Origin of the sequence: Pseudomonas sp. CC120222-01a (assembly GCF_003097235.1) — a bacterium.
Lineage (GTDB): Bacteria > Pseudomonadota > Gammaproteobacteria > Pseudomonadales > Pseudomonadaceae > Aquipseudomonas.
The window spans coordinates 35,247-62,073 of record NZ_QEQQ01000001.1; the positions used below are offsets into that span (position 1 = coordinate 35,247).

Sequence of the window (26,827 nt, forward strand, 5' to 3'; positions counted from 1 at the left end):
GGGAACTGCACCATGACGATTGAACAGATTGCCGTGATCGGCGCCGGCACCATGGGCAACGGTATTGCCCAGGTGTGTGCGGTGGCCGGCTACCAAGTCCTGCTGGTGGACGTTTCCGACGCCGCGCTGGAGCGTGGCGTGGCCACCTTGAGCAAGAACCTGGAGCGCCAGGTCAGCAAGGGCACGCTCGACGCCGAGCGCGCCGCGGCGGCGAAAACCCGTATCCGCACCAGCACCGACTACGCCCAGCTGAGCAGCGCGCAGCTGGTGATCGAGGCGGCCACCGAGAACCTGCAGCTCAAGCAGCGCATCCTGCAGCAGGTGGCAGCCAACGTGGCCGCCGACTGCCTGATCGCCACCAACACCTCGTCGCTGTCGGTGACCCAACTGGCCGCCAGCATCGAGCACCCTGAGCGCTTCATCGGCGTGCACTTCTTCAACCCGGTGCCGATGATGGCCTTGGTCGAGATCATCCGCGGCCTGCAGACCAGTGACAGCACCTATGCCCAGGCACTGGTGGTCACAGAGAAGCTTGGCAAGTCGCCGATCACCGCCGGCAACCGCCCGGGCTTCGTGGTCAACCGCATCCTGGTGCCGATGATCAACGAAGCGATCTTCGTGCGCCAGGAAGGCCTGGCCAGTGCCGAGGACATCGACACCGGCATGCGCCTGGGCTGCAACCAGCCGATCGGCCCGCTGGCCCTGGCCGACCTGATCGGCCTGGATACCCTGCTGGCGATCATGGAGGCCTTCCACGAAGGCTTCAACGACAGCAAATACCGCCCTGCCCCGCTGCTCAAGGAAATGGTCGCGGCCGGCTGGCTGGGCCGCAAGAGCGGCCGCGGCTTCTTCACCTACTGAGGAGCGTACGCCATGCCCCCGGTCAATGCCGCGATGCGCTGTGCCAACTTCGAAGAGCGACGCGACCGGGCCATGGCGCTGTTCGCCGAAAAGGGCTTTGGCCAGGTCAGCATGCGCGAACTGGCGGCGCATGTGGGGCTGACCGCCGGCTCTCTGTATCACCACTTTCCCAGCAAGCAAGATTTGCTGTTCGACCTGATCGAGGAACTGTACGAGGAGCTGCAGGCGACCCTGGAACAGGGGCGCCGGGCCATGGCGCGTGGGGGGTCGGCGTTGAACTGCCTGATTGCCGCGCATTGGCAGCTGCATGCCGAACGGCCCATGCAGTTTCGCCTGGCCGAGCGCGACCTGTGCTGCTTGAGCGATGAGCAGCAGGCCTGCCTGGGGTTGCTGCGCAAGCGCTATGAGGCGGGGTTGCTGCGCCTGATCGCGCCACGGGCGACGTTGCAGGGTGAGGCGTTGGTGGCGACGGCGCATGTGGTGGCGACATTGCTGAACCAGCTGCCGGGGATGCTCAAGGGCTTGCCTGAGGAGCAGGGATTGGGGTTGATGGAGAGCCTGCTGGTGGGGGGGATCGAGCGGACCCTGGGTTAACCTGTTCCGGCCTCTTCGCGGGCACGCCCGCGAAGAGGCCGGTGCAGGCTAGCGCAGTAAGGCCTGGATCTGCTCGTGCAGGGTATCGAGGTCGAACGGCTTGGCCAGGATCGGCGCCTTGCGGGCGATCGGGCTGCCGGATTCGAGGATCTCCGCCGGGTAGCCGCTGATGAAGATCACCTTCAGGTCCGGCCGCAACTTCACCGCAGGTTCGGCGATTTCCACCCCGGAAATGCCACCCGGCAAACGGAAGTCGGTCACCATCAGGTCCAGGTGCGGCTTGCTCGCCAGAATCGCGAAGGCCTCTTCACCATCCTCAGCTACCAGCACGTGGTAGCCCTCACCCGCCAGGTAGTCGCGCAGGATCATCCGGATCGCCGGTTCATCCTCGACCACCAACACCACATCTTGTGCATCTTCACTCATGACAACGCCTTGAAATTCATACAGTTGGCCATCTGACCCCAGGCTTACGCGGAGGTTGCCCGCAACTGGTCGTTTTGTTCACTTACGTCTGCCAGCGGCAACAGCAGGGTGAACGTTGCCCCTTTGCCGACTTCGCTTTCTACCTGAATCCGCCCTCCATGGGCCTGGACGATCTGCTCCGAGATGTACAAGCCCAGCCCCAACCCATTGCTGGCTTGCTGGGTGGCCACGCGCTCGAACTGCTGAAAGATCCGTTGCTGGTTGCTGGCGCTGATGCCGATGCCATGGTCCCGGACCTGCACGGCCGCCATGCCATCCTGCTCGAACAGCTGCACATGCACAGGCCGTCGCTCGCCATAACGCAAAGCATTCGACAACAGGTTGGCCAGGACTTGCTCAATCCGGAATTCGTCCCACTCTCCAGACAATGATTCACAACGCTGCAGCTCGATGGAGGTCTCCAGTGCCGTGGCCTGTGCCGCAAAGTTCTCCACCAGGCCACGCACCAGTTGGCTCAGGTCGAACGCTTTAGGCCGTAGCGACAACTTGCCGGTGCGAATGCGCGAGACGTCGAGCATGTCCTCGATCAGGCGGATCAGGCTGTTGATCTGGCGCTCGTCACGCTCGACCATGGCCTGCAGCTTGTCGACGCTGAAGGCATCGAGGTTGCCGCGGGCCAGGTGCATCTTGCGCAACTGGGTTTCCAGGATCAGGCCGTTGAGCGGCGTGCGCACCTCGTGGGCAACGATCGACATGAAGTCGTCGCGCATGCGCACCGCATGCTCCAGCTCGCCGCGCGCCACCTGCAACTGGCCCAGCAGCAGTTCCTGCTCCTGGCGGCTGCGCTCGAGCGCCTGCAGCTGGCGGTCGAGCACCTTGCGCTGGCGGTACAGGTCGACGAACACCGACACCTTGCTCTTTACCGCCAGGGTGTCGAGGGGCTTGTGCAGGAAGTCCACTGCGCCGCTCTCGTAGCCCTTGAAGGCATAGTTCATTTCACGCCCTGCGGCGGTAACGAAGACGATCGGGATGTTGCGGGTCTTTTCCGTGCCGCGCATCAGCTCGGCCAGCTCGAAGCCGTTCATGCCCGGCATCTGCACGTCGAGAATGGCCAGGGCGAACTCGTGTTCGAGCAACAGCGACAAGGCCGCTTCTGCCGACTGCGCCTGGTGCACCTCGCGGTCTTCGCCCTGGATCAGGGCGGCGAGCGCCAGCAGGTTTTCCGGCAGGTCGTCGACGATCAGCAGTTTGGCAGGGGTGTGGCTTAGCATGCGCTGGGTTCCAGGGTCGCGAGCAACTGCCCGATACCGCTCAGAGAAAGGATAAGGTCGGGCGCGTGCCGGGCCAGTGCGGCCTCCGGCATCAGCGCCACCTGTGCGTCGCGGGGGTCCTGGACCACGGTCCGGCCGCCGCTGTTCTTGATGTAGGCCAGCCCTTCGGCGCCATCTTCATTGGCCCCGGTGAGCAGCACGCCGAGCAACCCGGGGCCGTAGGCATCGGCCGCCGAAGTGAACAGGAAATCGATGGCCGGGCGCGAGAAATGCACCGGCTCCTCCTGGCTCAGCGACAGGCTGAAGTCGGCTTCCACCGACAGGTGGTAACCCGGCCCAGCCACGTAGATCTGCCCTGGGGCAATGACCTCCTTGTCAGCGGCCTGGCGTACCGGCCGCTGCAAGCGCCGTTGCAACACTTCTGCCAACTGGCTGTGGCGGTCGTCCGGCAGGTGCAGCACGCACAGTACCGGAATGGCAAAACTGGTCGGCAGCGCACCCAGCACCGTGAACAGCGCCGTGACGCCGCCCGCCGAGGCGCCGATCACCACCGCGCGTACGCCGTTCATGATTTGCGGTAGATCCGTTCGGGCTTGACCAGCGGCTCGAAGCAGTCGCTGTAGGCCGAGAAATCCACCGACTCCTTGCTGCCCAGCACCAGGAAACCACGGTGGCACAACGACTCGTGGAACAGCCCGAGGGCGCGGTCCTGCAGTTCCTTGTTGAAATAGATCAGCACGTTCCGGCACGACACCAGTTGGGTTTCGGAAAACACACTGTCGGTGGCCAGGCTGTGGTCGGCGAAGGTCACGTTGTCGCGCAGGCTGCTGTCCATGATGGCGTTGCCGTAGGCCGCAGTGTAGTACTCGGCAAAGTCGCGGCGTCCGCCCGCCAGCCGGTAGTTTTCTTCGTACTCGCGCATGCTCTGCATCGAGTAGATGCCCTGCTTGGCGCGGTCCAGCGAATGCGGGTTGATGTCGGTGGCGTAAATGATGGTGCGTTCGAGCAGGCCCTCTTCGCGCAGCAGGATGGCCATCGAGTACACCTCCTCACCGGTGCTGCAGCCGGCAATCCACACCTTGATCGACGGCCAGGTGCGCAGCAGCGGCACCACCTCCTGGCGCAGGGCGAGGAAGTGGCCGGGGTCGCGGAACATCTCGCTGACCGGGATCGTCAGGTACTGCAGCAACTGCATGAACATGCCCGGGTCGTGCAGCACCCGTTCCTGCAGCGCTGACACCGTGAGGCAGTCGAACTGGCGCAGTGCATGAAGGACCCGGCGCTTGATCGAAGCGCCGGAGTAGTTGCGGAAATCGTAGCTGTACTTGAGGTAGATCGCCTCGATCAGCAGCCGGATCTCGATGTCGGTGTTGCGCTCGCTAGTCAAATTCGCTCCAGTTGCGGCAGCCATACGCGGATCAACGAGAACAGGCGGTCCAGGTCGATCGGTTTGGCCAGGTAATCATTGGCGCCGGCCTGCAGGCAACGCTGCTGGTCGTCCTTCATCGCCTTGGCGGTGACGGCGATGATCGGCAGCTTGCGCCAGCGCGGCTGCTGGCGGATCAGGCGAGTGGCCTCGAAGCCGTCCATCTCCGGCATCATCACGTCCATCAGTACCAGGTCGATGTCATCGTGCTGCTCCAGGCGCTCGATGGCTTCGCGCCCGTTGCGGCCGATCTCGACGATGGCGCCCTTGTGCTCCAGGGCACTGGTAAGGGCAAAGATGTTACGCACATCGTCGTCCACCAGCAGCACCTTGCGCCCTTCGAAGACCTTGTCGCGGCTACGTGCGGTCTTGAGCATGCGCTGGCGTTCATGGGACAGCTGCGATTCGACTTTGTGCAGGAACAGCGTCACCTCATCGAGCAGACGCTCCGGCGAGCGCGCGCCCTTGATGATGATCGAGCGCGAATACTTGAGCAGGTCGGCCTCTTCTTCGCGGGTGAGGTTGCGCCCGGTGTAGACGATCACCGGCGGGAACGAACGGATATCCTCGGCGGTCATGCGCTTGAGCAGTTCGTTGCCGAGCATGTCGGGCAGCTTGAGGTCGATGATCATGCAGTCGTAGATGTTCTCGCGCAGCAGCGCCAGGGCGTCCTGGGCCATGGCCACGGCGGTGATCTCGACATCGTCGTCGCCGATCAGGCGAGCGATGCTCTCGCGCTGCAGGTCGTCGTCCTCCACCAGCAGGATGTGCTTGAGCTTCTGGGTCAGCTTGGCTTCGAGGCGGGCGAAGACTTCCTTGAGTTCTTCGCGGCTGGTCGGCTTGACCGCATAACCCACCGCGCCCATGTGCATGGCGGCTTCCACACGGTCTTCCACCGAAATGATGTGCACCGGGATATGCCGGGTGGTGGCCTGCTCCTTGAGACGCTGCAGCACCGTCAGCCCGGAGTGGTCGGGCAAGCGCATGTCCAGCAGGATCGCGTCGGGGATGTACTGTTCGGCCAGCTCGAAGCCCTCGTCGGCGCTCTGCGCCACCAGGCAGCTGTAGCCCAGTTCGTGCGCCAGGTCGTAGAGGATACGGGCGAAATTGGGCTCGTCTTCGACCACCAGGATGCAGCGGTTGCCAAACGGCGCGCGCTCTCGGTCATCACTGAACGCCGGAGCCGGGCGTTTCGATACCGCCGGAGCAGCAACCGGCGGTGCCGGCGGCAGGCTGTCGACGGCCGGTCGCAAGCTCAGTGCCTCGATCTCCTCACCCTGCGACTCGTAGCGTTCCGGCATGACCAGGCTGAATACGCTGCCTTGGCCGGGGCTGCTGTCGACGCTGATCTGCCCGCCCAGCAGGTGCGCCAGGTCACGCGAGATCGACAGGCCCAGGCCGGTGCCGCCGTAGCGGCGGTTGCTGGTGCCGTCGACCTGGTGGAAGGCGCCGAAGATCGCCTGCTGCTGGTCGGCAGCGATGCCGATGCCGCTGTCGCGTACCGAGAAGATGATGCCACTGCCGGCCTGGTAGCCGATGTTCAGGCTGACCTGGCCACGCTCGGTGAACTTGATGGCGTTGGACAACAGGTTCTTGAGAATCTGCTCCAGGCGCTGGCGGTCGGTGAACAAGGTGGCCGGCACCTGTGCTTCGACCGTGACCTCGAAGCCCAGGCCCTTGTGCTCGGCCAATGGCAGAAACATCCCACGCAGGCCTTCGACCAGGCGTTCGAGCTGCGTGTTCTCCGGGCGCACTTCGAGCTTGCCGGCCTCGACCTTGGCGATGTCGAGGATGTCGTTGATCAGATTCAGCAGGTCGTTGCCGGCGGAATAGATGGACTCGGCGAACTTGACCTGCTCGGCGCTGAGGTTGCCCTCGCCGTTCTCGGCCAGCAGCTTGGCCAGGATCAGCGAGCTGTTGAGCGGCGTGCGCAGCTCGTGGGACATGTTGGCGAGGAACTCGGACTTGTACTTGCTCGAACGTTGCAGGTCGTCGGCGCGGGCCTGCAGTTCTTCCTGGGCCTGGCTGAGCTCGTCGTTCTTGCGGTCCAGCGCCTCGGTACGCTCGGACAGCTGCTCATTGGTCTGCTCAAGCTCGGCCTGCTGGGTTTCCAGGTGGGCCTGGGACTCCTTGAGCACCCGCGATTGCTCTTCGAGCTCTTCGTTGGCGGTCTTGAGTTCTTCCTGCTGCACCTGCAGCTCTTCATTGAGCTGCTGGGTCTCGGCCAGCACTTCCTGCAGGCGCTGGCGGTAACGGGCGCTTTCGATGGAAATGCCAAGGTTCTCTCCGACCCGCTGCATCAGCTCGTCGTCACGCTCTTGCAGCGGGCGCAGGAAGCCCAGTTCGATCACACCATTGATTTGCCCGTCATCCCTGGCCGGCATCAGCAAGGCGCTGCGCGGCAGTCCGCTGCCCAGGCCAGAGCTGAGGTGGTAGTAGTTCTCAGGCAGGTCGTCCAGGCGCAGCAGGCGCCCCTCGCGCACGGCCTGGGCCAACAGGCCGTCGTGGTCACCCAGTATCTGCTGTCGGGCCTGCTCCTCGGCTGCCAGGCCGTAGCTGGCCACACGTACCAGGCGGCCATGTTCGTCGCGCACGTAGAGCGCACCGACCACGCTGCCCAGGTAGCTGGCGAAGAAGCGCAGGATGTTGTCGCCGAGCATCGGCAGGGTCAATTGGCCCAGCACCTGTTCGGCCAGCTGGGTCTGGCCATTGCGCAACCAGGCCTGGTGTTCCAGGCGCTCGGCGGCACGCTGCTGGGCCTGCAGGTTTTCGCTGTAGCTGCCCGACAGGGCCAGCAGATCGCGGCGGCCGAAGTAGGCGAGCAAGGCGCTCAGGCCGACGATGAGCAGCACAAAGCCAGATATGGCGGTGACGGTGACCGTACTGACCTTCTCGGTGCGCGCCATGCGCAGCTGCTGTTCGGTGCCGATCAGGCCTTCGAACTCCTTGCGGATCTCGTCGGTGATGCGCTTGCCGCGGCCATTGCCAACCGAAGCACGGTAGTCGCCACCGCTGCGGCGCTGGTTGATCATTTCGCCGCCGAACGCGTTCCAGGCGTCCTGCAAGGCGATCAGCCGGTCGATGCGATCGACCTGCTGCGGATTATCCTCGACCATGCCACGCAGGCTCTGCAGGCTACCGAGGATGCGCGGCTTGGCCACCTCGTAGGGGTCGAGGAAGCGTTCGTCACCGGTGATCAGAAAACCGCGCATGCCGGTTTCCATGTCGATCGACAGCTTGACCGTTTCGTTGGCATTGCCGATCACCCGATCGGTGTGCTCGACCCACTGCATGGCCGAAAGCAGGTAGTTGATCACCGCGACAAAGGCCACGGCGCCGAGCAGGCCCACTGCCAGGGGCAGGCCGATATTTCGGCTCAACAGCTTGCGGAAGCTTTGCTGGTCCATCGAGGCTGCTTGAATCATCTGAAAACGCCCGCGCAAAAAAGGTCCATTGAAAAGTGTGGCGGCTCTGCCGCTGCGCTCACCAGTTAACAAGCGAGTCTAACCCGCTTGGGCGGCTTCGGCAGGGCATTTAGCCAGTATTTGAAGGCCGCGTGTGAGAATCGTTCCCTCGATGTGCCACAGTCGGTATCCTCGGGAACTTCTGTCACTGCCTGGCGCACAGAGTAGGGACATGACTTTTTCAACAGGAAACCCGCCATGCACCTTCTGGTAGTCGAAGACGACGACATCGTACGTATGCTGATGGTCGAAGTGCTCGATGAATTGGGCTACAGCACCCTTGAAGCGGAAAACGCCACGGCGGCACTGAAAGTGATCGAGGATGCCAGCCAGCAACTGGCCCTGCTGGTGACCGACGTCGGCCTGCCGGACATGCGCGGTGAAGCGCTGGCGGCCAAGGCCCGTGCGGCGCGGCCATTACTGCCGGTGCTGTTTGCCAGTGGTTATGCCGAGAGCTTCCATGTGCCGGAGGGCATGCACATGATCGGCAAGCCGTTCAGCATCGACCAGTTGCGCGACAAGGTAGTGGAGATTCTCGGTACGCCTTGAGTCGGCGGCGCCTGTTTCGCGGCTAAAGCCGCTCCCACAGGTACGGTGCAAGGCTCAAGGCCTGTGATATCCCTGTGGGAGCGGCTTTAGCCGCGAAGAGGCCAGCACAGGTGCCACACCTCAAAGCTCCCGCCGCAGCAGGTAGGTATCCATGATCCACCCCATGCGCTCCCGCTCCCGCTCGCGCACTTCAAGAATCCGCGCCTTCACCGCCTGCAATGGCCCGGCAATCAGCACTTCATCCTCGGTACCCAGGTAAGCGCCCCAGTAGATCACCAGCGCCGGATCCTCCAGTGTGGCAAACGCGCACTGCCCATCGAGCATCACCACCACATTGTCCACCCGCCCCTGCTCGGCCAGGCGCCGCCCTGGCAGCACGGTCAGTGGCTCGCCAATGCGATTGAGGGGGATCTGATGCCGCGCCGCCAGGGCCTGCACACTGCTGATACCGGGGATCACCTGCAGGCGCAGCGCCACACCGCGTTCGCGGACCAGATCAATGATGCGCAAGGTGCTGTCGTAGAGGCTCGGCTCGCCCCATAGTAAAAAGGCGCCGATATCCTCGGCGCCCATCTCTTCGCTGATCAGCCGGGCATACAGCGCGGCGCGCTGGCGATGCCAGTCGTGCACCGCGCCTGCGTAGTCGACTGCCCCGGCGTCACGCTGCGGGTCTGCCACCTGCACCAGGCGGTAGCCACCCTCGGGCCGGTAGCGCTCGAGGATCGCCTTGCGCAAGCGCACCAACTCATCCTTGCCGGCACCCTTGTCGAGCACGAAGAACACGCTGGCGCGGCGCAGTGCCTCGACCGCCTCGACAGTGATCTGCCGCGGGTCGCCCGGGCCAATGCCAATCAACAGAACGTCTTTCATGGCACCGCCCGATACCTCAACCTAGAAGATAGAGAAGTTATAGCTGACGATGACCCGCGTCTCATCCATGTCCCGCGCCCACTTCTCGTAGTTGCTGCGGTAGGTGGAGTTGCGCAGGCGCACGCTGACATCCTTGAAAGTACCGCTCTGTACCTGGTACTTGAGCTCGGTGTCGCGTTCCCATTCCTTGCCTTCGGCAGTGCTGCCCGGGACCTTGATATGGTCGCCGTTGATGTAGCGGGTGAAGAAGCTCAGGCCGGGCACGCCGAGGGCTTTGAAGTCGTAGTCGTAACGCAGCTGCCAGGAACGTTCCTGGGCGGCGGCGAAGTCGTTGACCTGCGCGTAGTTGACCAGGTACGGGTTGCTGCCATCGAGGTACGGCATGGCACTTTCGCCGTACATGCGCTGCCAGCCGGCGCTGATCTTGTGCCCACCCAGGCTGTAGCCGAGCATGCCGCTGAAGGCCCGGTGGTCGATCTCGCCAGCGCGGGCGTTGCCGATGTCATCGCTCTTGATCAGCCGCAGGTCTGCCGACAGGCTACCGACGGCGAGCGGCTGGCTGGCGACCAGCCCAAGGAAGTGCTGGCGGTAGATGTTTTCCAGTTTGGCGACTTGATACTGGGCACTGAGCCGATCATTGAAACGGTAGTCCAGGCCGGCCAGGTCAAAGTGATCGGCTTCGATATCACAGGCATAGCGCTTGTTCTTGCAATGCACGCGAATATCCTGGCGATCGGTGGAATCACGCGCGGTGTACTTGTCCAGGCGGGCCAGGGTGAACTTCAGGTCGCGTACTTCCTCGGACGTCAGCATCGCGCCGTGGAACATGGTCGGCAGCAGGCGACCATCGTTGTATTTCAACAGCGGTACGTCCGGCATCATCGAGCCGTACTTGAGCACCGTGTTGGACACCTTGACCTTGGCCGCCAGGCCCATCTTCGCGTATTGGTCGGCGGAGTGCCGTGGGTCATGACCGGAAGATGGCAGCAAACCACTGTTACTGTCGGCCGGGCTGGAATCGAGCTTGATCCCTAACATGCCCAGTGCATCCACGCCAAAGCCAACCGGGCCCTGGGTATAACCCGACTGCACATTGAGGATGAAGCCTTGCGCCCACTCTTCACGTTTTGACGCACCCTGGCTGGAACTGCTGTGGCCGTCACGAAAATCCCGGTTGAAATAGACATTGCGTGCTTCAACCTTGGCACTAGTGTCTTCAAGAAAACCAGCGGCTTGGGCATGCGCGCCGGTACACAACAGGAACAGGCCGGCAACACGGCGCCCGGGGGCGAGAGGAAGGGGGGAAAACATGCGAGGGAACATCCACAAGAAAGGCGAAAAAAACAAATCGTGACGCACCTGCGCCACGCTAATGCGTCGCGGCCGAACAACAGCCGACCATCATCTGAAATCATCGCCCAACCGCTCTGTTGCGGGCTATTGGACCATGGTCTAGAACCCCTTGAAGACGTATCGAAAAACCACCTGAATTACGGTCCGGAAAACTTGGAAAGTTCCCGATTACTTATAAAAAGTTTGCGGTTTACCGAAGTCCTGCAAGTGTCTACACTCGATGTCAGCGAACAGTGTTACCCACCCACGTGGCTGGCGTTTAGTGCTTTTCAATGTTCGTCACGCCCTGCCACGGAAGACGTACAGGAGTGATTACAGTGTCCAGACTTGCAGAGTTTCGTGCTGCCGAAAAAGCGCTCCAGGAACAGATGGCGCAACTGGAGGCGCTGAAAAAGGATGCCGGCCTCAAACGCGAAATCGAATTCGAGCAGAAACTAGTCGGCCTGATGAAAAGCTATGACAAAAGTCTGCGCGATATCATCGCCATCCTCGACCCGAAGGCGGTTACCCGTGGCGCTGTCAGTGCACCGAAACAGCAGCGCCGCCCGCGCGTGGTGAAAGTCTACGAAAACCCGCACACCGGCGAGCTGATCGAGACCAAGGGCGGCAACCACCGCGGCCTCAAGGCGTGGAAAGAACAGTATGGCGCCGCTACCGTGGAGAGCTGGGTGCGCTGATGAAACGTCAACACCCACTTCACATTTTTTTCACAACGGCTGCAGCAGTATCGAGACAGCTAAAGGACTAGCGACCCCATCACGCGCCCGCACATGCGGGCCTCTAATTCCGGCGCCCTGCTCCCCCCGAGCAGGGCGCTTTTATTTGCGCAAACGGTTCACTGCCGTATCATGGCCCCCTGTCTGTTTCGCTGGCACCTGGTTGCCGGCCCCGTCTCTGGAGTCCCCATGAGCCTGCACGATCTGCAAACCCTGCCTGGCGTCACCGCACAGCCAGACGCCGCCACCGCCCAATTCGTCTTCAACCACACCATGCTGCGGGTCAAGGACATCGAGAAGTCGCTGGACTTCTACACCCGCGTGCTGGGCTTCCGCCTGGTCGACAAGCGCGACTTCCCTGAAGCGGCCTTCAGCCTGTACTTCCTGGCCCTGGTCGACCCGGCGCAAATCCCAGCCGACGACGCCGCGCGCCACCAGTGGATGAAGTCGATCCCGGGCGTGCTGGAGCTGACCCACAACCACGGCACCGAAAATGATGCCGAGTTCGCCTACCACAACGGCAACACCGACCCACGCGGCTTTGGCCACATCTGCATCTCGGTGCCAGACGTGCGTGAGGCCTGCGCCCGCTTCGAAGCCCTCGACGTGCCGTTCCAGAAACGCCTGCAAGACGGCCGCATGAACCACCTGGCCTTCGTCAAGGACCCGGACGGTTACTGGGTGGAAGTGATCCAGCCAACCGAGCTGAAGGGCTGATCGCCGTCGGTTCGCGCTCGTCGGGCCGGGAACTCCTGGCCCCTTGCTGTGGTATATGAAGGTAACTGCTTCACATGCCACAGCGAGGTAAAGGACGATGCAATCTCTTCACTGTGAATACCGCGACCACACCATCACCGCCAGCGTGATGCCCCACCCCGACTCCCCCCTGCCCTATGCCGCCGGTTGCCTGATCACCGATCCACAGGGGCACACCAGCAAGCGCCTGTCGATGCCAATGAAATTCTTCTCGGACCTTGAGAATGCCCAGCATGTGTCGCTCGCCCATGGCCGGGCATTGGTGGACGAGCAACTGGACAAGGGGCACAAAACCTTCTGAATGCCCGCGCGGACTTTGTGGGAGCGGCCTTGCGTCGCGAAAGGGCCGCAGAGCGGCCCCAAGATATTAGCCTTGATGCATAAATCGCTGGGGCTGCCGCGCAGCCCATTCGCGACGCAAGGCCGCTCCCACAAAAGATCGGTGCGGATCAGGCATCCCGTGCATAGGCTACCGCCGCTTCAACCTGTTCACGGCTGGGCCGTACCCCGGTGTACAGCACGAACTGCTCCAACGCCTGCAGGGCGATCACTTCCAGCCCGGTGATCACCGGCTTGCCCAGCGCCTCGGCCCGCTGGATCAACGGCGTGCGCGCTGGCATCGCCACCACGTCGAACACCCGCTCGGCTGCCGCGATGGCGTTCTCGCTGAAGGCCAGCTCATCGGCCTCCGGCCCGCCAGCCATGCCGATCGGTGTCACGTTCACCAGCATCGGCGGGCACAGGTCACCCAGTTCAGCCACCCAGCGATAACCGCAGACATCCGCCAACTGCCGCCCGGCCTGCTCGTTGCGGGCAACGATGATGCCTTCGCCGAAACCAGCATCGCGCAGGGCACTGGCCACGGCCTTGGCCATGCCGCCACTGCCGCGCAGGGCGAACGCGGTGGCAGGGTCGACCTGGTGCTCTTCGAGCAGTTGCCGTACGGCCAGGTAGTCGGTGTTGTAGGCCTTCAGATGGCCCGCGGTGTTGACCAAGGTATTGACCGACTCGATCGCCGCCGCCGACGGGTCGATTTCATCAACCAGCGCCATGCAAGCCTCCTTGTACGGCATCGACACGCCACAACCGCGAATGCCTAGCGCGCGGATACCTGCGACCGCTGCCGGCAGGTCGTCGGTGCTCATGGCCTTGTAGTAGTAGTCGAGCCCAAGCTGCTGGTAGAGGTGATTATGAAAACGCACGCCGAAGGTGCCAGGCCGCCCGGCCAGGGAAATGCACAGCACGGTGCCTCTGCTGGGAGTTGTCGCCATAACTTGCTCCTTTTTCATAACTGAATCGTTTGTGCAGCCTACCAGACGCAACCACTGGTCGCCCCTTACACAACATTTACCGTTCCCCTGCGCTCGGCTGACAGAGACCGGAGTCATAGTATTAAGGCCCCAAACGTGGGGTTACCTTGCGAGGAAGTCTCATGAACCGTCATCTCCCTGGAATCGCCCTGCTGGTCGGTGCCCTGGCCATCAGCGGGCAAGCCTCTGCCCATGGTGGCGGCGGCCATGGCTGGTATGGCCCAGGCCCGCTGCTCGGCGCTGCCGTGGTCGGGGCCGTGGTCGGGGCGACGGTGTATGGCGGCCACGACCGTACCGTTTACGTGCAACAGCAGCCCGTCTACTACGGGCCGCCGCCGGTGTATGTGCAGGCGCCGCCACAGCCTGTCTACTACCAGCCGTACTACGCACCGGCACCGCCACCACCGGCGTACCGCCCGTACTATGGCCCGCCACCGGTGTATTACGGCCCGCCACGCTGGTGACCGTTGATAAAACTGATGAGCACTATTGAGCGTGTTGATTTCAAACACAGTCGGCTGCTGCGTAAGGTAGGGCCATGTTTCACAGGAGGTCCCCATGGCCACTATTCAGATCATGTCAGTTGTCGGCACTGCCGTCCCTTCCACCCTGCGTGAACAAGGCCTGCTGGCCTGCTGGTACCTGGTAAGCAATGGCGAGGCCGTCAGCGGCCCGCTGGCGACCCGCGCCTCGGCCCAGGCCCTGGCTGAACAGCTCCAGGCCGATTGCCTGATCGCTTGACCGCATTTGTTGTGCGTTGCTCCCTACGCCTCTTCTGACCCGCCCGTTGGCGGGTCTTTTTTTGCCTGGGTGAACCGACGAACGGAGGCAGAAAAACCGATACAGCATGAAGCTTTTTTCATTTCGTGAGGGTGGCTCAACGAGCAATCGACAGCACTTCGGCCATACTCCACAATGCATCGGTTTTTTGGGGGAAAACCCTTGCACAGCCAACGACATACCAACTTTTAGTGAGCCTCAACGTGAAAACATCCCTGTCCATCCTCAGCCTGCTGCTGTTGCTCACAGGTACTGCGACCCTTCCGTCGACCGCTGCTGCACAACCCCCGGCCCAGGTCCAACGTGACCCCTCCAAGCTGCACCTGGCGTCTGGCAGCGCCCTGCTGATCGACCTGAACACCAACCAAGAACTGTATTCGAGCCACGCCGACCGCGTGGTGCCCATTGCCTCGGTGAGCAAACTGATGACGGCGATGGTGGTGCTCGATGCCAAGCAGCCCATGGATGAGATGCTCACCATGACCATCGCCAACAACCCGGACATGAAAGGCGTGTATTCGCGCGTACGCCTGGGGAGCGAGCTGAACCGCCGGGAAACCCTGCTGATTACCCTGATGTCGTCGGAAAACCGTGCTGCCACTACCCTGGCCAACCATTACCCGGGTGGCTACCCGGCCTTCATCAAGGCGATGAACGCCAAGGCCCGCAGCCTGGGCATGGCGCACACCCGCTATGTCGAACCGACCGGCCTGTCGACGCAGAACGTCTCCACCGCCCGTGACCTCGGCAAGCTGCTGATTGCGGCGCGCAAGTACCCGATGCTGAGCGAGCTGTCGACCACCCGCGAGAAGACTGTGGCCTTCCGCAAACCCAATTACACCTTGGGCTTCCGTAACACCGACCACCTGGTGAACAAGAGCAACTGGGACATCGCCCTGACCAAGACCGGCTTCACCAATGATGCCGGCCACTGCCTGGTGCTGCTGACCAAGATGGACAACCGCCCGGTGGCCATGGTGATTCTCGACGCCTTTGGCAAATACACCCACTTTGCCGACGCCACCCGCATGCGTCAGTGGCTGGAAACCGGTGCGACCAAGCCGGCACCGGCCGTGGCCATGCAGTACAAGACGGACAAACACGGCAAGGGGCGCCTGGCGTCGGAGTAACCTGAGGCCAGTAGATTAACGTTGGGAGCGGGCTTGCCCGCCCCCGCAGATCGGCGCAGTCAGGGCTCAGGCCTGGGTGTTGACCACATTGCCGGCACTGCTGCCACCAGCATCCTGCAGCGCTTTGAGCAGTTGCGCGTTCGCCGTCATGATCTGGCCACTGAGGGTGGCGATGCTGGCCTGCTTGGCAGTGATTGCTGTCATCTTGGCGCTGTCATCGCCCTTCTGCGCCATCAGTCTGGCCAGTTGCTTCTGCTCCTCCGCCATCTGCTGCTGCAGCTTCCTGATCATCTCGCGCAACTGCTTGATGTGCGCCGGCTCACTGCTTTCACTTTCGCTGCTGCCCTGAGCCCCACCCGCTGCCTGGGCCTTCTCGTCACCGCGCAGCTTCGAGGTGTCGACCTGCAGTATCGAAACGACCGCCTCGGTCTTTTCGCTGTCGCTTGCCTGAAGGGTGCTGGCCGCCTGGGCCGAAGCGCTGCTGATGCTGACTGCTGCGATGCCTACCATGTCTTTCTCCCTGCCTTGCAAAGGTTCCTTGAGTTGATCTGCGTATCGGCCGACCGGCGCAGACCTTTAGGCCCGCTCGGCCGCTGGCACGCGCCCAGGCAGTAAATTCCCCTTCCGCTGGCTCGTTCCACCCAATGTACAAGCGCAGGCGCCGGAGCCCCGGCATGCGCCCACATTCGACCCATTATGGAATCGCAGCCATGAGCCAGTCTGCACACCCGGAAACTATCAAGGACCTGATCGGCGTGGGCTTCGGCCCGTCCAACCTGGCCCTGGCCATCGCCCTGGAAGAACTCGCCCAGAGCCAGGGCCACGCCCTCGATGCGCTGTTCATCGACAAGCAGAAGGAATACCGCTGGCACGGCGAAACCCTGGCCACCCAGAGCGAACTGCAGATCTCGTTCCTCAAGGACCTGGTCTCGCTGCGCAACCCGACCAGCCCGTACAGCTTCGTCAACTACCTGCACCAGAAGCAGCGCCTGGCAGACTTCATCAACCTCGGCACCTTCTATCCCTGCCGCCTGGAGTACAACGACTACCTGCGCTGGGCCGCCGAGCATTTCGCCACCCAGGCGGTGTACGGCGAAGAAGTGCTGCGCATCGAGCCTGAAGTGAAGGCAGGCCGCGTCGAGCACTTGCGCCTGGTCTCCCGTGATGGGCAAGGCCGGGAATTCAGCCGGCGCACGCGCTCAGTGGTGGTCGGCAGCGGTGGCACGCCAAAAATCCCCGAGAAGTTCGGCGCGTTCAAGGACGATCCCCGCGTTTTCCACCACTCCCAGTACCTGAGCAGCCTGAACAAGTTGCCGTGCGCCGCCGGCAAACCGATGCGCATCGCCGTGATCGGCTCGGGCCAGAGCGCCGCCGAGGCCTTCATCGACCTCAACGACAGCTACCCGTCGGTCAAGGTCGACATGGTGCTGCGCGGTTCCGCCCTGAAGCCGGCCGATGACAGCCCGTTCGTCAACGAGATCTTCTCCCCTGACTACACCGACCTGGTCTACAACGAGCCGGCCGACCAACGCGCCAAATTGCTCGGCGAGTACCACAACACCAACTACTCGGTGGTCGACCTCGACCTGATCGAGCGCATCTACGGCATCCTCTACCGGCAGAAGGTCGCCCACCAGTTCCGCCACAACGTGCTGTGCCGCCGCCAGGTGGAAGCCGTGGTGGCCACCCGCGACGGCATCGAACTGACCCTGCGCGACCTGGCCACCGGCCAGCAGCAGACCCACCGCTACGACGCGGTGATCCTCGCCACCGGCTACGAACGCCGCTCGCACCGCGACCTGCTGGCACCGCTGGCCAACTACGTGGAAGACTTCAGCGTCGACCGCAACTACCGGGTGCTGGCAAGCCCCGACCTACAGGCGTCGGTCTACCTGCAAGGCTTCTGCGAGAACAGCCATGGCCTCAGCGACACCTTGCTGTCGGTACTGCCCTCCCGTGCCGCGGAGATCGGCCAGGCGCTGTACCACGACCTGGCTTGCCAGCAGGGTATGGCACACCCCGCCGTGGCCCTGACCAGCGCCTGATTCACGCTGCACACCCACCGACAGGGCGCCATGAGCGCCCTGTCGGCATTAATGCCCCCTGAAACATTTGCTTGCACTTAATCCAGCAGGATTTTCATTCTCATTCGTCCTTTCTAGAGCAGCCCCCTTTGGTTGGGCCTGTGCTCGCCCACCTTTTCAGAAGACGGACCGATGGCCAAATCCCCGAAAAAATCCAAGTCCAAGCTGTGGTTCCTGGTCCACAGCTGGCTCGCCCTGCCGATCTGGTTCTTCGTGCTGATCGTCTGCTTCACCGGCATGCTGGCCGTGGTCAGCCAGGAGATCGTCTGGCTGGCCAACCCCGACGTACGTGCCAGCAAGCCCGACGACAACGCCGAACGCCTGAGCTTCCAGCAAGTGCTCGATGCCCTGCGCAAGGCCGAACCGGACATGGCCGTCAATTCGCTCAGCCAGCCAGACGGCTCGCACTTCGCGCTCATGGCACGGGTGACCTACGCCGATGGCGCAAGCCCGATGCTCTACGTCAACCCGTATACCGGGGCCATCCAGGGCAAGATGCCTGACTTCAACTTTGAAGCCTTTACCCGCGCCCTGCATGGCTGGTGGCTGGTGCCGTTCACCAATGGCTTCAGCTGGGGCTGGTACATGGTGTCGCTGCTCGGCCTGCCGATGCTGGCGTCGCTGGTCACCGGCCTGGTGGTCTACAAGAAGTTCTGGAAAGGCTTCTTCAAACCGGTACGCACCGGCCATGGCGCGCGCATCTTCTGGGGTGACCTGCACCGCCTGGCCGGGGTCTGGTCGATCTGGTTCATCGCGGTCATTTCCATCACCAGCATCTGGTTCCTGACCCGGGCGATCCTCTTCGACAATCAGATCACCATTTCCAGCGAGCCGATCGTCCCGGTGATCGCGCGTGAGCAAGTGCCGCAGACCGCCGATGGCAGCCCGGCACCGCGTATCGACGTAGACGAGGCCGCACGTATCGCCGGTTTGGCCATCCCGAGCCTGGACATCACCTCCGTCTCGCTGCCGGCCACCGCCTACAGCCACATCGAAATGGGCGGGCGTGGCTGGTACCCGCTGATGTTCCAGAGCGCGTCGGTCAACCCCTATACCCGCCAGGTCGACAGCCAGTTCCTGCTCAGCGACCGTTCGGCCCTGGAGTTCTTCACCGAATCCATGCGCCCGCTGCACACCGGCGACTTCGGTGGCCTGCCGATCAAGCTGGTGTGGTTCTTCTTCGGCCTGGTCCTGACCCTGATGGTGTTCAGCGGCCTGCTCATCTGGACCAAACGCACCGCCCAGGCCACCGCCGCGGCGCTCAAGCGCAGTGAGCGCGCACCGCGCAACACAAGCCGCGAAACCACCCTGGAGGTCCGCCCATGAGCCAGGCCCAAACCCTGCCCGCCCACCCACTCAAGCAATGGTGGCTGAAGTGGCGCTTCCACCTGAACATCCTGTTGATCCTCATTCCCCTGGGCTTCATGCCCAAGTACTTCGCCGACGTCAGGCTGTTCCGCGGCGATGCCGGGCTCGGTGCCAACCCGATCAGCGACATTCAGGTCGGCCCCTACCGCCTCGACCTCGCCGAACTGCGCAACGAGGCCCCACGCGCCGATGGCCCCGCCGGCCATTTCAAGCTGTTCAACGCCGCGCTGTGCAAGGCCTGCGTGAATGAGGTCAAGGCGGTCTACCTGCGCATCGGCAAGCCGCGCAGCCTGCGCACCGCCGGCACCATTTTCTTCGGTGCGCCGTACCGCATGGTCACCAACCTGCCCATACCTCCGCGCACCCCCGCCGATGCGCAGATCTGGATCACCCTCGAAGGCTGGGACGGCCGCCTGCACCAGGCCTCCGTCCCGCTGGCCAAGGCTTCGCCAGCCACCGTGGCCTGGCTCGAAAAACAAGGAGGCAAACCATGAAACAGCTGATGCGCAAACTCGCCCTGCCCTTGCTGGTACTGGCCGCAGGCCCGGCCCTGGCCCACAACCCGATGTGCGAGTGCGAGGAAGTGGCCGGTGGCCAGGTGAAGTGCACCGGCGGCTTTTCCGATGGTAGCGGCGCGCCAGGGGTGACCCTCGACGTGATCGGCTACGACGAACAGGTACTGGTCGGCGGCAAGCTCGGTGACGACTCGAGCCTGACCTTCAAACGCCCCGACGGCGAGTTCTACGTGCTGTTCGACGCAGGCCCGGGCCATGTCGTGGAAGTCGACCACGCCGACATCGCGCAGCCATGAGCAGCCCAGCCATGAGCCATACCCAGGTGGTGCGCCCGGCGGGTGCCGGGCACGAAACCCTCTACGTGCTGCTGGTCAGCCTGTTGATCGTCGCCCTCGCTGCCAGCGTGGTGCTGTTGCGCGGCGAACGCGACGATGAGCAGGCCATTGCCAGCCACCAGATCGACGCCCGCCGCGACCTGACCGCCGCCGAACAAGGTATCTATACCGACCTGCGCGTGGCCTTCGACGAAATCCAGCTGCTGCGCGAAGAAAGCGCCGCCACGCCCAGTGTCGAAATCCTGGCCGAGGAAGGCCTGCCACCGTTCGTGGCAGACGCGGGAAGCCAGAGCCGTGGCAATCATCAGTGGCAATGGCTGCCGGCCGGCGCCTACCTGGGCCGCAGCCAGGCACCGCAGGTGGCGGGCAGCTTCCTGATGATTCTGCCCGCTGCCGAGAGTGCCGAGGTCGACGTCTGGCTGCGCCGCAACAGCGCCGCCGTGCTCCCCGACGACCTCGGCCAGGCCGCGCTGATCGCCGCCGGCTGGCAGCAGGTAGTCAGCCACTACGACGCCGGGGTTACCCGCGAACACCGTCATTGAACCCAAGGATCCCCCATGTTCCGCAAAGCCCTCGCACTGCTCCTGGCCTGCGCCCTGCCGGCACTGGCCCTGGCCGACAGCGGCAAGCCCCTGCGCATCGGCATCACCCTGCACCCTTACTACAGCTACGTGAGCAATATCGTCGGCGACAAGGCCGAAGTGGTGCCGCTGATTCCGGCGGGCTTCAACCCCCATGCGTACGAGCCCCGCGCCGAGGACGTCAAGCGCATCGGCACGCTGGACGTGGTGGTGCTCAATGGCGTCGGCCATGACGATTTCGCCGACCGCATGATCGCCGCCAGCGAGAAGCCCGACATCAAGACCATCGAAGCCAACCAGAACGTACCGTTGCTGGCGGCCACCGGCATCGCCGCACGTGGCGCCGGCAAGGTGGTCAACCCGCACACCTTCCTGTCGATCAGCACCACCATCGCCCAGGTCAACAACATCGCCCGCGAGCTGGGCAAGCTCGACCCGGACAACGCCAAGCTCTACACGCAGAACGCCCGCGCCTACGCCAAACGCCTGCGCGCCTTGCGTGCCGAGGCGCTGGCCAAAGTGACCGAGGCGCCCAGCGCCACCTTCCGCGTGGCCACCATCCATGCTGCCTACGACTACCTGGTGCGTGATTTCGGACTGGAAGTGACCGCGGTGGTCGAGCCCGCCCATGGCATCGAACCGAGCCCGGCACAGCTGAAAAAGACCATCGACCAGCTCAAGGCGCTGGACGTGAAGGTGATTTTCTCGGAGATGGACTTCCCTTCGGCCTATGTCGAAACCATCCAGCGTGAGTCCGGCGTGCGTCTGTATCCGCTGACGCACATTTCCTACGGCGAATACACCAAGGACAAATACGAAGTGGAGATGAAGCGCAACCTCGACACCGTGGTCCGCGCCATTCAGGAGAACCGCGCATGACCGCCGCTGCCAACCTCACGGCGCCCGGCGGGCCACGCATCGAGTTCGCCAACATCGACCTGACCCTGGGCCGCACGCGCATTCTCGAGCAGGTGCAGTTCAGCGTCGCCGCGGGCAGCGTGCATGCCATCGTCGGCCCCAATGGCGGCGGCAAGAGCTCGCTGATCAAGACCCTGCTCGGGCAGATGCCGCATCAGGGCCAGCTGAGCCTGCACTGGCCAGGCGCGCAGCAGGTGATCGGTTATGTGCCCCAGGCCCTGGAATTCGACCGCGGGCTGCCGATGACCGTGGACGACTTCATGGCTGCCATGTGCCAGCGGCGCCCGGCATTCCTCGGCCTGTCACGCCGGGTGCAGCCGGCGATCGATGCGGCGCTGGCACGGGTGGGCATGCTCGACAAACGCAAGCGGCGCATGGGCGCGCTGTCGGGTGGCGAACGCCAGCGCGTGCTGCTGGCCCAGGGCCTGATTCCCGAGCCGCAACTGCTGGTGCTCGACGAGCCGATGTCAGCGCTCGACGAAGCCGGTATCCAGGTGTTCGAACAACTGCTGCAAGGCTGGCGCCAGGCCGGCACCACCGTGCTGTGGATCGAGCATGACCTTGAGGCCGTGCTGCGCCTGGCCGACCGGGTCACCGGCCTGAGCCGCCAGGTGCTGTTCGACGCCCCACCCGCCCAGGCCCTGACCCCAGAGCGCCTGCTCGGCCTGTTCTCCGTCCACCCCCGCAGCGAGAGCCTTGCCTGATGAGCTTCGAAGCATTCCGCCAACTGATCCAGGAATGGGCCGGCACCGGCTACCTGCCGGAGGCGCTGGCCTACGGTTTCGTAATCAATGCCTTGCTGGCCGGCCTGATGATCGGCCCGGTGCTGGGCGGCCTCGGCACCTTGGTGGTGGTCAAGCGCTTTGCCTTCTTCTCCGAAGCGGTCGGCCATGCCGCGCTGACCGGGGTCGCCATCGGCATCCTGCTCGGCGAACCGTATACCGGCCCCTATGGCAGCCTGTTCGGCTACTGCCTGCTGTTCGGGATCCTGCTCAACTACCTGCGTAACCGCACCGGGCTGTCGCCAGACACGCTGATCGGCGTGTTCCTTTCGGTGTCGCTGGCCCTCGGCGCCAGCCTGCTGCTGATGCTGGCCGGCAAGATCAACGTGCATATCCTCGAGAACGTGCTGTTCGGCTCGGTACTGACCGTCAGTGCCCAGGACCTGGTGGTGCTGGGCATCGTTGCGGTGCTGGTGCTGGCCCTGGCGCTGCCGCTGTACAACCGCATCATGCTGGCCAGCTTCAACCCGCAACTGGCGGCGGTGCGCGGGGTGGCGGTGAAGACCCTGGACTATCTGTTCGTGGTGCTGGTGACCCTGGTCACGGTGGCTTCGGTGAAGGTGATCGGGGCGATACTGGTCGGCGCCCTGCTGGTGATCCCGGCGGCGGCGGCGCGCCTGGTCAGCCAGTCGTTGAAGGGTTTTTTCTTCGTCTCGGTGCTGATCGCCACCCTGAGCACGCTGCTCGGCATCCTCCTGCCGATCGTCCTCGACCTGCCGGTGCCCTCGGGCGCAGCGATCATTCTGGTCGCCGGCATCTGCTTCGCCCTCGCCGCGCTGGCCCGCGCCCTCGTCCCTCGCTTGCAAGGAAACCCGGCATGAACCTGAAACACCTGACCCTGGCCGTCGCCCTCGCCGGCCTGCCTGCTTTCGCCTCGGCCACGCAAGTGCTGGCCACCCTGCCGGTGACCCACAGCCTGGCCAGCGCCCTGCTCGACGGTACCGCCGTGCAGCTCAAGCGCGCCGCGCCGGCCAACCTGCCGGCCAGCCGCCAACCGTCGTTCTTCAGCAGCCGAGGAGGCGCAGCACTGGCCAAGGCCGCGCAGCAGGCCGACGCGGTGATCGGCGTGCGCTCGATCTGGCGTGACGACCCGCTGTACCCGATGGCGCGGCGCAGCAACATTCGCATCGTCGAGATCGACGCCGCGCGGCCGGTGGATGGCGCACTGCCGGGCATCGCCGTGAGTGGCGAGGACGCCTATGGCGCCTACCCCTGGCTGAACCCGACCAACCTGGGGCGCATGGCCGACGTGCTGGCCAATGACCTGGAGCGCCTGGCGCCCGCCGACAAGAGCAGGATCCAGGGCAACCTGGCGGGGCTCAAGCGCCAGCTGCTGGAGCTGACCGCCAGCAGCCAGACGCAGCTGGCCAAGGTCGACAACCTGAGTGTGGTCAGCCTGTCCGAGCGCCTGGGGTATCTGGCCAGCGGGTTGAACCTGGATGTGGTGGAGCAGCCGTTGCCGGCGGATGGCAAGTGGGATGAGGCGGCGCTGAAAGCGCTGGGTGAGAACCTCAAGGGGCAGGACGTGGCGCTGGTGCTGGATCATCGGCAGCCGGATGCGGCAGTGGCCAAGGTGATCGACGCGGCCGGGGTCAAGTTGCTGGTGGTGGAGAGTGATCCGGAGGATGCGGTGGCTGGGCTCAAGGCCAGTGTCGAGCAGGTGGTCGGGGCACTCAGCGAAGGGTGATCAGGCAGGCTCGCACGGTCAATGTGGGAGCGGCCTTGCGTCGCGAAAGGGCCGCAAAGCGGCCCCAGGATTTCAGCACATATGCACAAATTTCTGGGGCTGCTGTGCAGCCCTTTCGCGACGCAAGGCCGCTCCCACAATTGATCGCGTTGGATGACAGCTACCGGTTCATGCAGCGTTCATAGCGCTCATCCACGCGCCCGGCAAACCAGGCGGTGGTCAGCTTGCGGGTAATCTTCGGGCTCTTCAGCTCAATCCCCGGCAACACCGCCCGCGGCAGTGGCTTGCCTGCCGCTGCATCGGCCAAGGCAAACACCCCGCTGTACAGCTTGCTGTCCTCGAACGCCAGGCTGTCGCCCAGCTCCAGCTGGCTGCGGATCTGTGGATTACGCAGCCCCAGCTTGACCCCGAGCTTGCGCGCCGCCTGCTCGGTGCTGCCGGGCAAGATCGAACCTGGGGCGATCAAGTCGCCATCCAGCGCCAGGTCCACCCCCGTGACCTTGCTCAACGCGGCCTGGAACGCGGCATTGCGGCTGGCGTACCAACCCGCGTTGAAATCGGCAAAGCGGTACAGCTGGCGCTCGTAATGCGTGGGGTAGCCGAGCAAATGGGCAATGCCGAAGTACATGCCGCCACGGCGGCTGAAGACTTCCTGGCGAATGGTGCCGTCATAGGTGTAGGGATAATCCTTGGCGTGCTTTTCCGCGAACTCGATGCTGACCTGCATCGGCCCACCGGTGTGCACTGGGTTCAAGCCGCCGAGCAGCGTCTTGCCCAACGGCAGGCGTGCGATGAACTCGTCGTACAGCGCGCTAAGCTGCTTCTCGCTGCGCACCGCCAGCAGCCGCTGCTGATAGCTCTGGCCATTGCCTGAGGGCGTCTTCAGTGCACCATCCACCAGCAGCGTGGGAATGTGCAGGCGCGCCGCACGGCGGTCGATTTCCTCACGGGCAATGCGCCCCAGGTTGGGTACCTGCGGGTCGGCGTTGAAGGTCGACTCCTGCTCGGTCACCGCCAGCACTGCGCACAAGTTGCGCTTGCTCGGTGCGATGCGCTGGGCCTCGAACGCCACCTGGATATCCCTGGCCCAGCCTTCGCGGTCCTTGGCCTGGGACGGCAGCAGGCGCAGCAGCTGGGCCCGCACCTTGGCCGGGTCGGCCTCAGGCTCTTCCTCGCGGCGCCCGGCGCAGCCCTGCAGCAGCGCCAGGGCCATCAGCCCTGCCGCCCACAGTCGGCCGTTCAGGGCTGTTCACCGACCATGTAGGTCTTGCTGATGTGGCGGAACTGCGGGTGGCTGGCGCTGCCCATGAGCTCGAACAGCACCATTTCCCGGGTCACCACCTGCGCCCCGGCCTGGCGCATGCGCGCAAGCCCCGCGGCCTTGTTGGCCGGGGTGCGGCTGTCGCAGGCATCCTCGACCACGAATACCTGCTTGCCCAGGGCCAGCAGGCCGAGCACGGTCTGCAGCACGCAGACGTGGGTTTCCATGCCGCAGACGATCACCTGCTCACGGGCCATCAGGCTGGCCGGCAGGCACTCGGCGGCCACGCAGGAGAAATGGGTCTTTTCCACCACCTCGGCTGCAGGCGCCACGGCGAGGAGTTCAGCCAGTGTGTGGCCCAGGCCCTTGGGGTACTGCTCGGAGATCACGATCGGCAGTTCCAGGTCGTTGCAGGCCGAAAGCAGCCAGCGCGCCCGGGCACGGGTACCCTGTGGGTCGCTCATGGCGCCGATGAGCTTTTCCTGGATGTCGACGACCAGCAACGTGGCCTTGTGATGTTCGATCAGCATTGTCTGCCCCTTGCCTGGGAAAAGGCCTAGCCTCCCCCAGGCAAGCGGCGCCGTCAATCAGGCAGAAAGCCGATGCGCTTCAAGGGCCTGCGTCAGCGCGCCGAGCACGCGGTCCTCGTGCTCGTGGATGAAGAAGTGGCCGCCGGGGAACATCTGCAGCGAGAACGCACCGAGGGTTTCCTGGCGCCAGGCCTGCAGTTGCTCCGCACTGGCCCGGTCCGCTTCGCCACCGAGCACGTGCAGCGGGCACTGCAAGGCCGGCCGTTGACGGTAGAGGTAACGGCCGCAGAGCAGGAAGTCGGCGCGCAAAGTCGGCAAGGTCAGGCTCATCAGCTCGGCATTGGCCAGCACCTCCTCCGGCGTACCATTGAGCTCGCGAAGTTCAGACTTGAGCTGCTCATCGGTCTTGGGGTCGCGCCAGTTGTTGCCGTCGTAATCTTCGCGCCGGGTGGGCGCCGCCGTGCCGCAGGCGAACAGCGCCAGCGGCGGCGGGCAACCCAGCACGCGCAGTTCGTGGGCCAGTTCGAAGGCCAGCAGTGCACCCAGGCTATGGCCGAGCAAGGCATAAGGCGCGTTGGCGGCCAGGCGTTGCTCGTTGGCCAGTTGCCGGGCGAGCGCCTGCATGTCGGTCTGCAGCGGCTCGCCCATGCGCGCGCCGCGCCCGGGCAACTCGACCGGGCGCACCTGCAGCCAGGCCGGCAGCTTGCGCCGCCAGCGGCTGTAGACCATGGCACTGGCCCCGGAATACGGCAGGCACAGCAGGTTGAGCGTGGTCACTGGGCGGCAGCTGCGGCCATCTGCTGGCGCAGGCTCAAGGGGCGCATGTCGGTCCAGACTTCGTCGATGTAGGCCAGGCAGTCCTTCTTCAGGCCGCTCTTGCCCACGGCGCGCCAGCCTTCCGGGATGGCCTTGTAGTCGGGCCAGATGGAGTATTGCTCTTCGTGGTTGACCACTACCTGGAACTGGATATCGTCGCGGTCGAATACGGAAGTCATTGCCTGTCTCCTTGAGTGATGGATGCCGCTGCGCGCCTGGCGCAGGGAAGTTCTCAGGTAGACGTAGAGCTCTGCGAAAAAATTAGGGTGAAGGCCACCTGGTGCCCGCCGGGAGATTTGCAGCGCCTGTGAGATCGAGCGCCGCCCGCGCGGCGCATCGCGGGCAAGCCCGCTCCCACATCTGTTTCGGGCCAGTCACTCCTGTACCGCCAACAGGATCCGCCTTGGTGCATGACTGAAGATTGATGAAAAGCAGTTGCGCCCA

General features: G+C 64.0%; 31 protein-coding genes. 18 read left to right on the forward strand and 13 right to left on the reverse strand.

The window, feature by feature from the left end; translation table 11 throughout:
- The first annotated feature begins 12 nt into the window (after positions 1-12).
- Positions 13-861, forward strand: coding sequence for a 3-hydroxybutyryl-CoA dehydrogenase (locus N430_RS00195; protein WP_110632396.1), 849 nt, complete (start codon positions 13-15; stop codon positions 859-861).
- A gap of 12 nt (positions 862-873) precedes the next feature.
- Entirely contained in the window at positions 874-1,455 is a 582-nt protein-coding gene (locus N430_RS00200; RefSeq protein ID WP_110632393.1) for a TetR/AcrR family transcriptional regulator, read from the forward strand.
- A 48-nt stretch (positions 1,456-1,503) separates the two neighbouring features.
- Here the strand turns inward: N430_RS00200 and N430_RS00205 are convergent, their stop codons facing one another.
- From N430_RS00205 to N430_RS00225, 5 genes are read right to left on the reverse strand one after another with little or no spacing between them, the layout of a single operon-like run.
- Positions 1,504-1,881 carry a response regulator gene (locus N430_RS00205; RefSeq protein WP_110632390.1) on the reverse strand — a complete coding sequence of 126 codons (378 nt, stop codon included), beginning with the start codon at positions 1,879-1,881 and terminating at the stop codon, positions 1,504-1,506.
- Positions 1,882-1,925: 44 nt separating this feature from the next.
- Positions 1,926-3,152 (reverse strand): hybrid sensor histidine kinase/response regulator, encoded by a 1,227-nt coding sequence (locus N430_RS00210; protein WP_110632387.1) that lies wholly within the window; start codon positions 3,150-3,152, stop codon positions 1,926-1,928.
- Entirely contained in the window at positions 3,146-3,721 is a 576-nt protein-coding gene (locus tag N430_RS00215) for a chemotaxis protein CheB (RefSeq protein ID WP_110632384.1), read from the reverse strand. Before N430_RS00215 ends, N430_RS00210 begins: the two co-directional genes overlap by 7 nt.
- Positions 3,718-4,539 carry a protein-glutamate O-methyltransferase CheR gene (locus tag N430_RS00220; protein ID WP_110632381.1) on the reverse strand — a complete coding sequence of 274 codons (822 nt, stop codon included), beginning with the start codon at positions 4,537-4,539 and terminating at the stop codon, positions 3,718-3,720. Before N430_RS00220 ends, N430_RS00215 begins: the two co-directional genes overlap by 4 nt.
- Entirely contained in the window at positions 4,536-8,003 is a 3,468-nt protein-coding gene (locus N430_RS00225; protein ID WP_110632378.1) for a response regulator, read from the reverse strand. Before N430_RS00225 ends, N430_RS00220 begins: the two co-directional genes overlap by 4 nt.
- 237 nt (positions 8,004-8,240) lie before the next feature.
- Here N430_RS00225 and N430_RS00230 point away from each other — a divergent pair, with 237 nt between their 5' ends.
- A complete protein-coding gene (locus N430_RS00230; RefSeq protein WP_110632375.1) occupies positions 8,241-8,591 on the forward strand; it encodes a response regulator in 351 nt (116 codons plus the stop codon).
- A gap of 120 nt (positions 8,592-8,711) precedes the next feature.
- On the opposite strand, the gene cobF is transcribed toward N430_RS00230, so the two are convergent.
- Both cobF and N430_RS00240 read right to left on the reverse strand, forming a co-directional pair.
- Entirely contained in the window at positions 8,712-9,461 is a 750-nt protein-coding gene (gene cobF, locus N430_RS00235) for a precorrin-6A synthase (deacetylating) (protein ID WP_110632372.1), read from the reverse strand.
- A gap of 21 nt (positions 9,462-9,482) precedes the next feature.
- Positions 9,483-10,772 carry an OprD family porin gene (locus N430_RS00240; protein WP_110632369.1) on the reverse strand — a complete coding sequence of 430 codons (1,290 nt, stop codon included), beginning with the start codon at positions 10,770-10,772 and terminating at the stop codon, positions 9,483-9,485.
- Positions 10,773-11,131: 359 nt separating this feature from the next.
- Between N430_RS00240 and N430_RS00245 the strand changes: the two genes are divergently transcribed.
- From N430_RS00245 to N430_RS00255, 3 genes are all read left to right on the forward strand, one after another.
- Positions 11,132-11,491 carry a histone-like nucleoid-structuring protein, MvaT/MvaU family gene (locus N430_RS00245; protein WP_110632365.1) on the forward strand — a complete coding sequence of 120 codons (360 nt, stop codon included), beginning with the start codon at positions 11,132-11,134 and terminating at the stop codon, positions 11,489-11,491.
- Between the two features lie 228 nt (positions 11,492-11,719).
- Positions 11,720-12,247: a lactoylglutathione lyase gene (gloA, locus tag N430_RS00250; RefSeq protein ID WP_110632362.1), complete on the forward strand. Its 528-nt coding sequence runs from the start codon at positions 11,720-11,722 to the stop codon at positions 12,245-12,247.
- Between the two features lie 97 nt (positions 12,248-12,344).
- Positions 12,345-12,587, forward strand: coding sequence for a hypothetical protein (locus N430_RS00255; RefSeq protein ID WP_110632359.1), 243 nt, complete (start codon positions 12,345-12,347; stop codon positions 12,585-12,587).
- A 148-nt stretch (positions 12,588-12,735) separates the two neighbouring features.
- Here the strand turns inward: N430_RS00255 and N430_RS00260 are convergent, their stop codons facing one another.
- On the reverse strand, positions 12,736-13,557 hold the full coding sequence (locus tag N430_RS00260; protein WP_110632356.1) for a shikimate 5-dehydrogenase: 822 nt from the start codon (positions 13,555-13,557) through the stop codon (positions 12,736-12,738).
- A 161-nt stretch (positions 13,558-13,718) separates the two neighbouring features.
- Between N430_RS00260 and N430_RS00265 the strand changes: the two genes are divergently transcribed.
- From N430_RS00265 to pbpG, 3 genes are all read left to right on the forward strand, one after another.
- Complete coding sequence (locus N430_RS00265; protein ID WP_110632352.1) at positions 13,719-14,060, forward strand: hypothetical protein; 342 nt, start codon at positions 13,719-13,721, stop codon at positions 14,058-14,060.
- Positions 14,061-14,154: 94 nt separating this feature from the next.
- The gene (locus tag N430_RS00270) at positions 14,155-14,337 is read left to right on the forward strand and encodes a hypothetical protein (RefSeq protein ID WP_110632349.1); all 183 of its coding nucleotides are present in this window, start codon (positions 14,155-14,157) and stop codon (positions 14,335-14,337) included.
- Positions 14,338-14,579: 242 nt separating this feature from the next.
- Complete coding sequence (gene pbpG / locus N430_RS00275; RefSeq protein ID WP_110632346.1) at positions 14,580-15,506, forward strand: D-alanyl-D-alanine endopeptidase; 927 nt, start codon at positions 14,580-14,582, stop codon at positions 15,504-15,506.
- Between the two features lie 66 nt (positions 15,507-15,572).
- Here pbpG and N430_RS00280 read toward each other — a convergent pair whose 3' ends face one another.
- Positions 15,573-16,016 (reverse strand): hypothetical protein, encoded by a 444-nt coding sequence (locus N430_RS00280; protein WP_110632343.1) that lies wholly within the window; start codon positions 16,014-16,016, stop codon positions 15,573-15,575.
- Between the two features lie 200 nt (positions 16,017-16,216).
- Here N430_RS00280 and N430_RS00285 point away from each other — a divergent pair, with 200 nt between their 5' ends.
- The 9 genes from N430_RS00285 (at position 16,217) to N430_RS00325 (ending at position 23,776) form a co-directional block, all read left to right on the forward strand.
- On the forward strand, positions 16,217-17,551 hold the full coding sequence (locus N430_RS00285) for a lysine N(6)-hydroxylase/L-ornithine N(5)-oxygenase family protein (protein WP_110632340.1): 1,335 nt from the start codon (positions 16,217-16,219) through the stop codon (positions 17,549-17,551).
- A gap of 171 nt (positions 17,552-17,722) precedes the next feature.
- Positions 17,723-18,916, forward strand: coding sequence for a PepSY domain-containing protein (locus N430_RS00290; RefSeq protein WP_110632338.1), 1,194 nt, complete (start codon positions 17,723-17,725; stop codon positions 18,914-18,916).
- Positions 18,913-19,452 carry a thiamine pyrophosphate-binding protein gene (locus tag N430_RS00295; RefSeq protein WP_110632335.1) on the forward strand — a complete coding sequence of 180 codons (540 nt, stop codon included), beginning with the start codon at positions 18,913-18,915 and terminating at the stop codon, positions 19,450-19,452. The genes N430_RS00290 and N430_RS00295 overlap by 4 nt, the downstream gene beginning before the upstream one ends.
- Positions 19,449-19,769, forward strand: coding sequence for a hypothetical protein (locus N430_RS00300; RefSeq protein WP_110632332.1), 321 nt, complete (start codon positions 19,449-19,451; stop codon positions 19,767-19,769). The genes N430_RS00295 and N430_RS00300 overlap by 4 nt, the downstream gene beginning before the upstream one ends.
- A gap of 11 nt (positions 19,770-19,780) precedes the next feature.
- Positions 19,781-20,350 carry a DUF6162 family protein gene (locus tag N430_RS00305; RefSeq protein ID WP_110632329.1) on the forward strand — a complete coding sequence of 190 codons (570 nt, stop codon included), beginning with the start codon at positions 19,781-19,783 and terminating at the stop codon, positions 20,348-20,350.
- 15 nt (positions 20,351-20,365) lie between these two features.
- Positions 20,366-21,268 carry a metal ABC transporter substrate-binding protein gene (locus N430_RS00310; RefSeq protein ID WP_110632326.1) on the forward strand — a complete coding sequence of 301 codons (903 nt, stop codon included), beginning with the start codon at positions 20,366-20,368 and terminating at the stop codon, positions 21,266-21,268.
- Positions 21,265-22,011, forward strand: coding sequence for a metal ABC transporter ATP-binding protein (locus tag N430_RS00315; RefSeq protein WP_110632324.1), 747 nt, complete (start codon positions 21,265-21,267; stop codon positions 22,009-22,011). Before N430_RS00310 ends, N430_RS00315 begins: the two co-directional genes overlap by 4 nt.
- Positions 22,011-22,910 (forward strand): metal ABC transporter permease, encoded by a 900-nt coding sequence (locus tag N430_RS00320; RefSeq protein WP_110632321.1) that lies wholly within the window; start codon positions 22,011-22,013, stop codon positions 22,908-22,910. Before N430_RS00315 ends, N430_RS00320 begins: the two co-directional genes overlap by 1 nt.
- Positions 22,907-23,776: a metal ABC transporter solute-binding protein, Zn/Mn family gene (locus tag N430_RS00325; protein ID WP_110632318.1), complete on the forward strand. Its 870-nt coding sequence runs from the start codon at positions 22,907-22,909 to the stop codon at positions 23,774-23,776. Before N430_RS00320 ends, N430_RS00325 begins: the two co-directional genes overlap by 4 nt.
- A 160-nt stretch (positions 23,777-23,936) precedes the next feature.
- Here N430_RS00325 and N430_RS00330 read toward each other — a convergent pair whose 3' ends face one another.
- Genes N430_RS00330 through N430_RS00345 form a run of 4 tightly spaced genes read right to left on the reverse strand, consistent with a single transcriptional unit; the run spans position 23,937 to position 26,562 of the window.
- Positions 23,937-24,989, reverse strand: a complete 1,053-nt coding sequence (locus tag N430_RS00330) for a DUF1615 domain-containing protein (RefSeq protein WP_110632315.1) — start codon at positions 24,987-24,989, stop codon at positions 23,937-23,939.
- Positions 24,990-25,015: 26 nt separating this feature from the next.
- Entirely contained in the window at positions 25,016-25,567 is a 552-nt protein-coding gene (locus tag N430_RS00335; RefSeq protein ID WP_110632312.1) for a hydrolase, read from the reverse strand.
- A gap of 57 nt (positions 25,568-25,624) precedes the next feature.
- On the reverse strand, positions 25,625-26,344 hold the full coding sequence (locus tag N430_RS00340) for a thioesterase II family protein (protein ID WP_110632309.1): 720 nt from the start codon (positions 26,342-26,344) through the stop codon (positions 25,625-25,627).
- The gene (locus N430_RS00345; protein WP_054887100.1) at positions 26,341-26,562 is read right to left on the reverse strand and encodes an MbtH family protein; all 222 of its coding nucleotides are present in this window, start codon (positions 26,560-26,562) and stop codon (positions 26,341-26,343) included. Before N430_RS00345 ends, N430_RS00340 begins: the two co-directional genes overlap by 4 nt.
- Positions 26,563-26,827 lie beyond the last annotated feature (265 nt).

Coding starts and splice junctions, on each gene's coding strand:
- N430_RS00345 (WP_054887100.1), bottom strand. CDS start 26,562: ATGACTTCCGTATTCGACCGCGACGATATCCAGTTCCAGGTAGTGGTC.
- N430_RS00270 (WP_110632349.1), top strand. CDS start 14,155: ATGGCCACTATTCAGATCATGTCAGTTGTCGGCACTGCCGTCCCTTCC.
- N430_RS00330 (WP_110632315.1), bottom strand. CDS start 24,989: ATGGCCCTGGCGCTGCTGCAGGGCTGCGCCGGGCGCCGCGAGGAAGAG.
- N430_RS00205 (WP_110632390.1), bottom strand. CDS start 1,881: ATGAGTGAAGATGCACAAGATGTGGTGTTGGTGGTCGAGGATGAACCG.
- N430_RS00200 (WP_110632393.1), top strand. CDS start 874: ATGCCCCCGGTCAATGCCGCGATGCGCTGTGCCAACTTCGAAGAGCGA.
- N430_RS00255 (WP_110632359.1), top strand. CDS start 12,345: ATGCAATCTCTTCACTGTGAATACCGCGACCACACCATCACCGCCAGC.
- N430_RS00240 (WP_110632369.1), bottom strand. CDS start 10,772: ATGTTTTCCCCCCTTCCTCTCGCCCCCGGGCGCCGTGTTGCCGGCCTG.
- N430_RS00310 (WP_110632326.1), top strand. CDS start 20,366: ATGTTCCGCAAAGCCCTCGCACTGCTCCTGGCCTGCGCCCTGCCGGCA.
- N430_RS00285 (WP_110632340.1), top strand. CDS start 16,217: ATGAGCCAGTCTGCACACCCGGAAACTATCAAGGACCTGATCGGCGTG.
- N430_RS00225 (WP_110632378.1), bottom strand. CDS start 8,003: ATGATTCAAGCAGCCTCGATGGACCAGCAAAGCTTCCGCAAGCTGTTG.
- N430_RS00260 (WP_110632356.1), bottom strand. CDS start 13,557: ATGGCGACAACTCCCAGCAGAGGCACCGTGCTGTGCATTTCCCTGGCC.
- N430_RS00295 (WP_110632335.1), top strand. CDS start 18,913: ATGAGCCAGGCCCAAACCCTGCCCGCCCACCCACTCAAGCAATGGTGG.
- N430_RS00290 (WP_110632338.1), top strand. CDS start 17,723: ATGGCCAAATCCCCGAAAAAATCCAAGTCCAAGCTGTGGTTCCTGGTC.
- gloA (WP_110632362.1), top strand. CDS start 11,720: ATGAGCCTGCACGATCTGCAAACCCTGCCTGGCGTCACCGCACAGCCA.
- N430_RS00325 (WP_110632318.1), top strand. CDS start 22,907: ATGAACCTGAAACACCTGACCCTGGCCGTCGCCCTCGCCGGCCTGCCT.
- N430_RS00265 (WP_110632352.1), top strand. CDS start 13,719: ATGAACCGTCATCTCCCTGGAATCGCCCTGCTGGTCGGTGCCCTGGCC.
- N430_RS00280 (WP_110632343.1), bottom strand. CDS start 16,016: ATGGTAGGCATCGCAGCAGTCAGCATCAGCAGCGCTTCGGCCCAGGCG.
- cobF (WP_110632372.1), bottom strand. CDS start 9,461: ATGAAAGACGTTCTGTTGATTGGCATTGGCCCGGGCGACCCGCGGCAG.
- N430_RS00215 (WP_110632384.1), bottom strand. CDS start 3,721: ATGAACGGCGTACGCGCGGTGGTGATCGGCGCCTCGGCGGGCGGCGTC.
- N430_RS00335 (WP_110632312.1), bottom strand. CDS start 25,567: ATGCTGATCGAACATCACAAGGCCACGTTGCTGGTCGTCGACATCCAG.
- N430_RS00305 (WP_110632329.1), top strand. CDS start 19,781: ATGAGCCATACCCAGGTGGTGCGCCCGGCGGGTGCCGGGCACGAAACC.
- N430_RS00320 (WP_110632321.1), top strand. CDS start 22,011: ATGAGCTTCGAAGCATTCCGCCAACTGATCCAGGAATGGGCCGGCACC.
- N430_RS00210 (WP_110632387.1), bottom strand. CDS start 3,152: ATGCTAAGCCACACCCCTGCCAAACTGCTGATCGTCGACGACCTGCCG.
- N430_RS00315 (WP_110632324.1), top strand. CDS start 21,265: ATGACCGCCGCTGCCAACCTCACGGCGCCCGGCGGGCCACGCATCGAG.
- N430_RS00195 (WP_110632396.1), top strand. CDS start 13: ATGACGATTGAACAGATTGCCGTGATCGGCGCCGGCACCATGGGCAAC.
- N430_RS00300 (WP_110632332.1), top strand. CDS start 19,449: ATGAAACAGCTGATGCGCAAACTCGCCCTGCCCTTGCTGGTACTGGCC.
- N430_RS00230 (WP_110632375.1), top strand. CDS start 8,241: ATGCACCTTCTGGTAGTCGAAGACGACGACATCGTACGTATGCTGATG.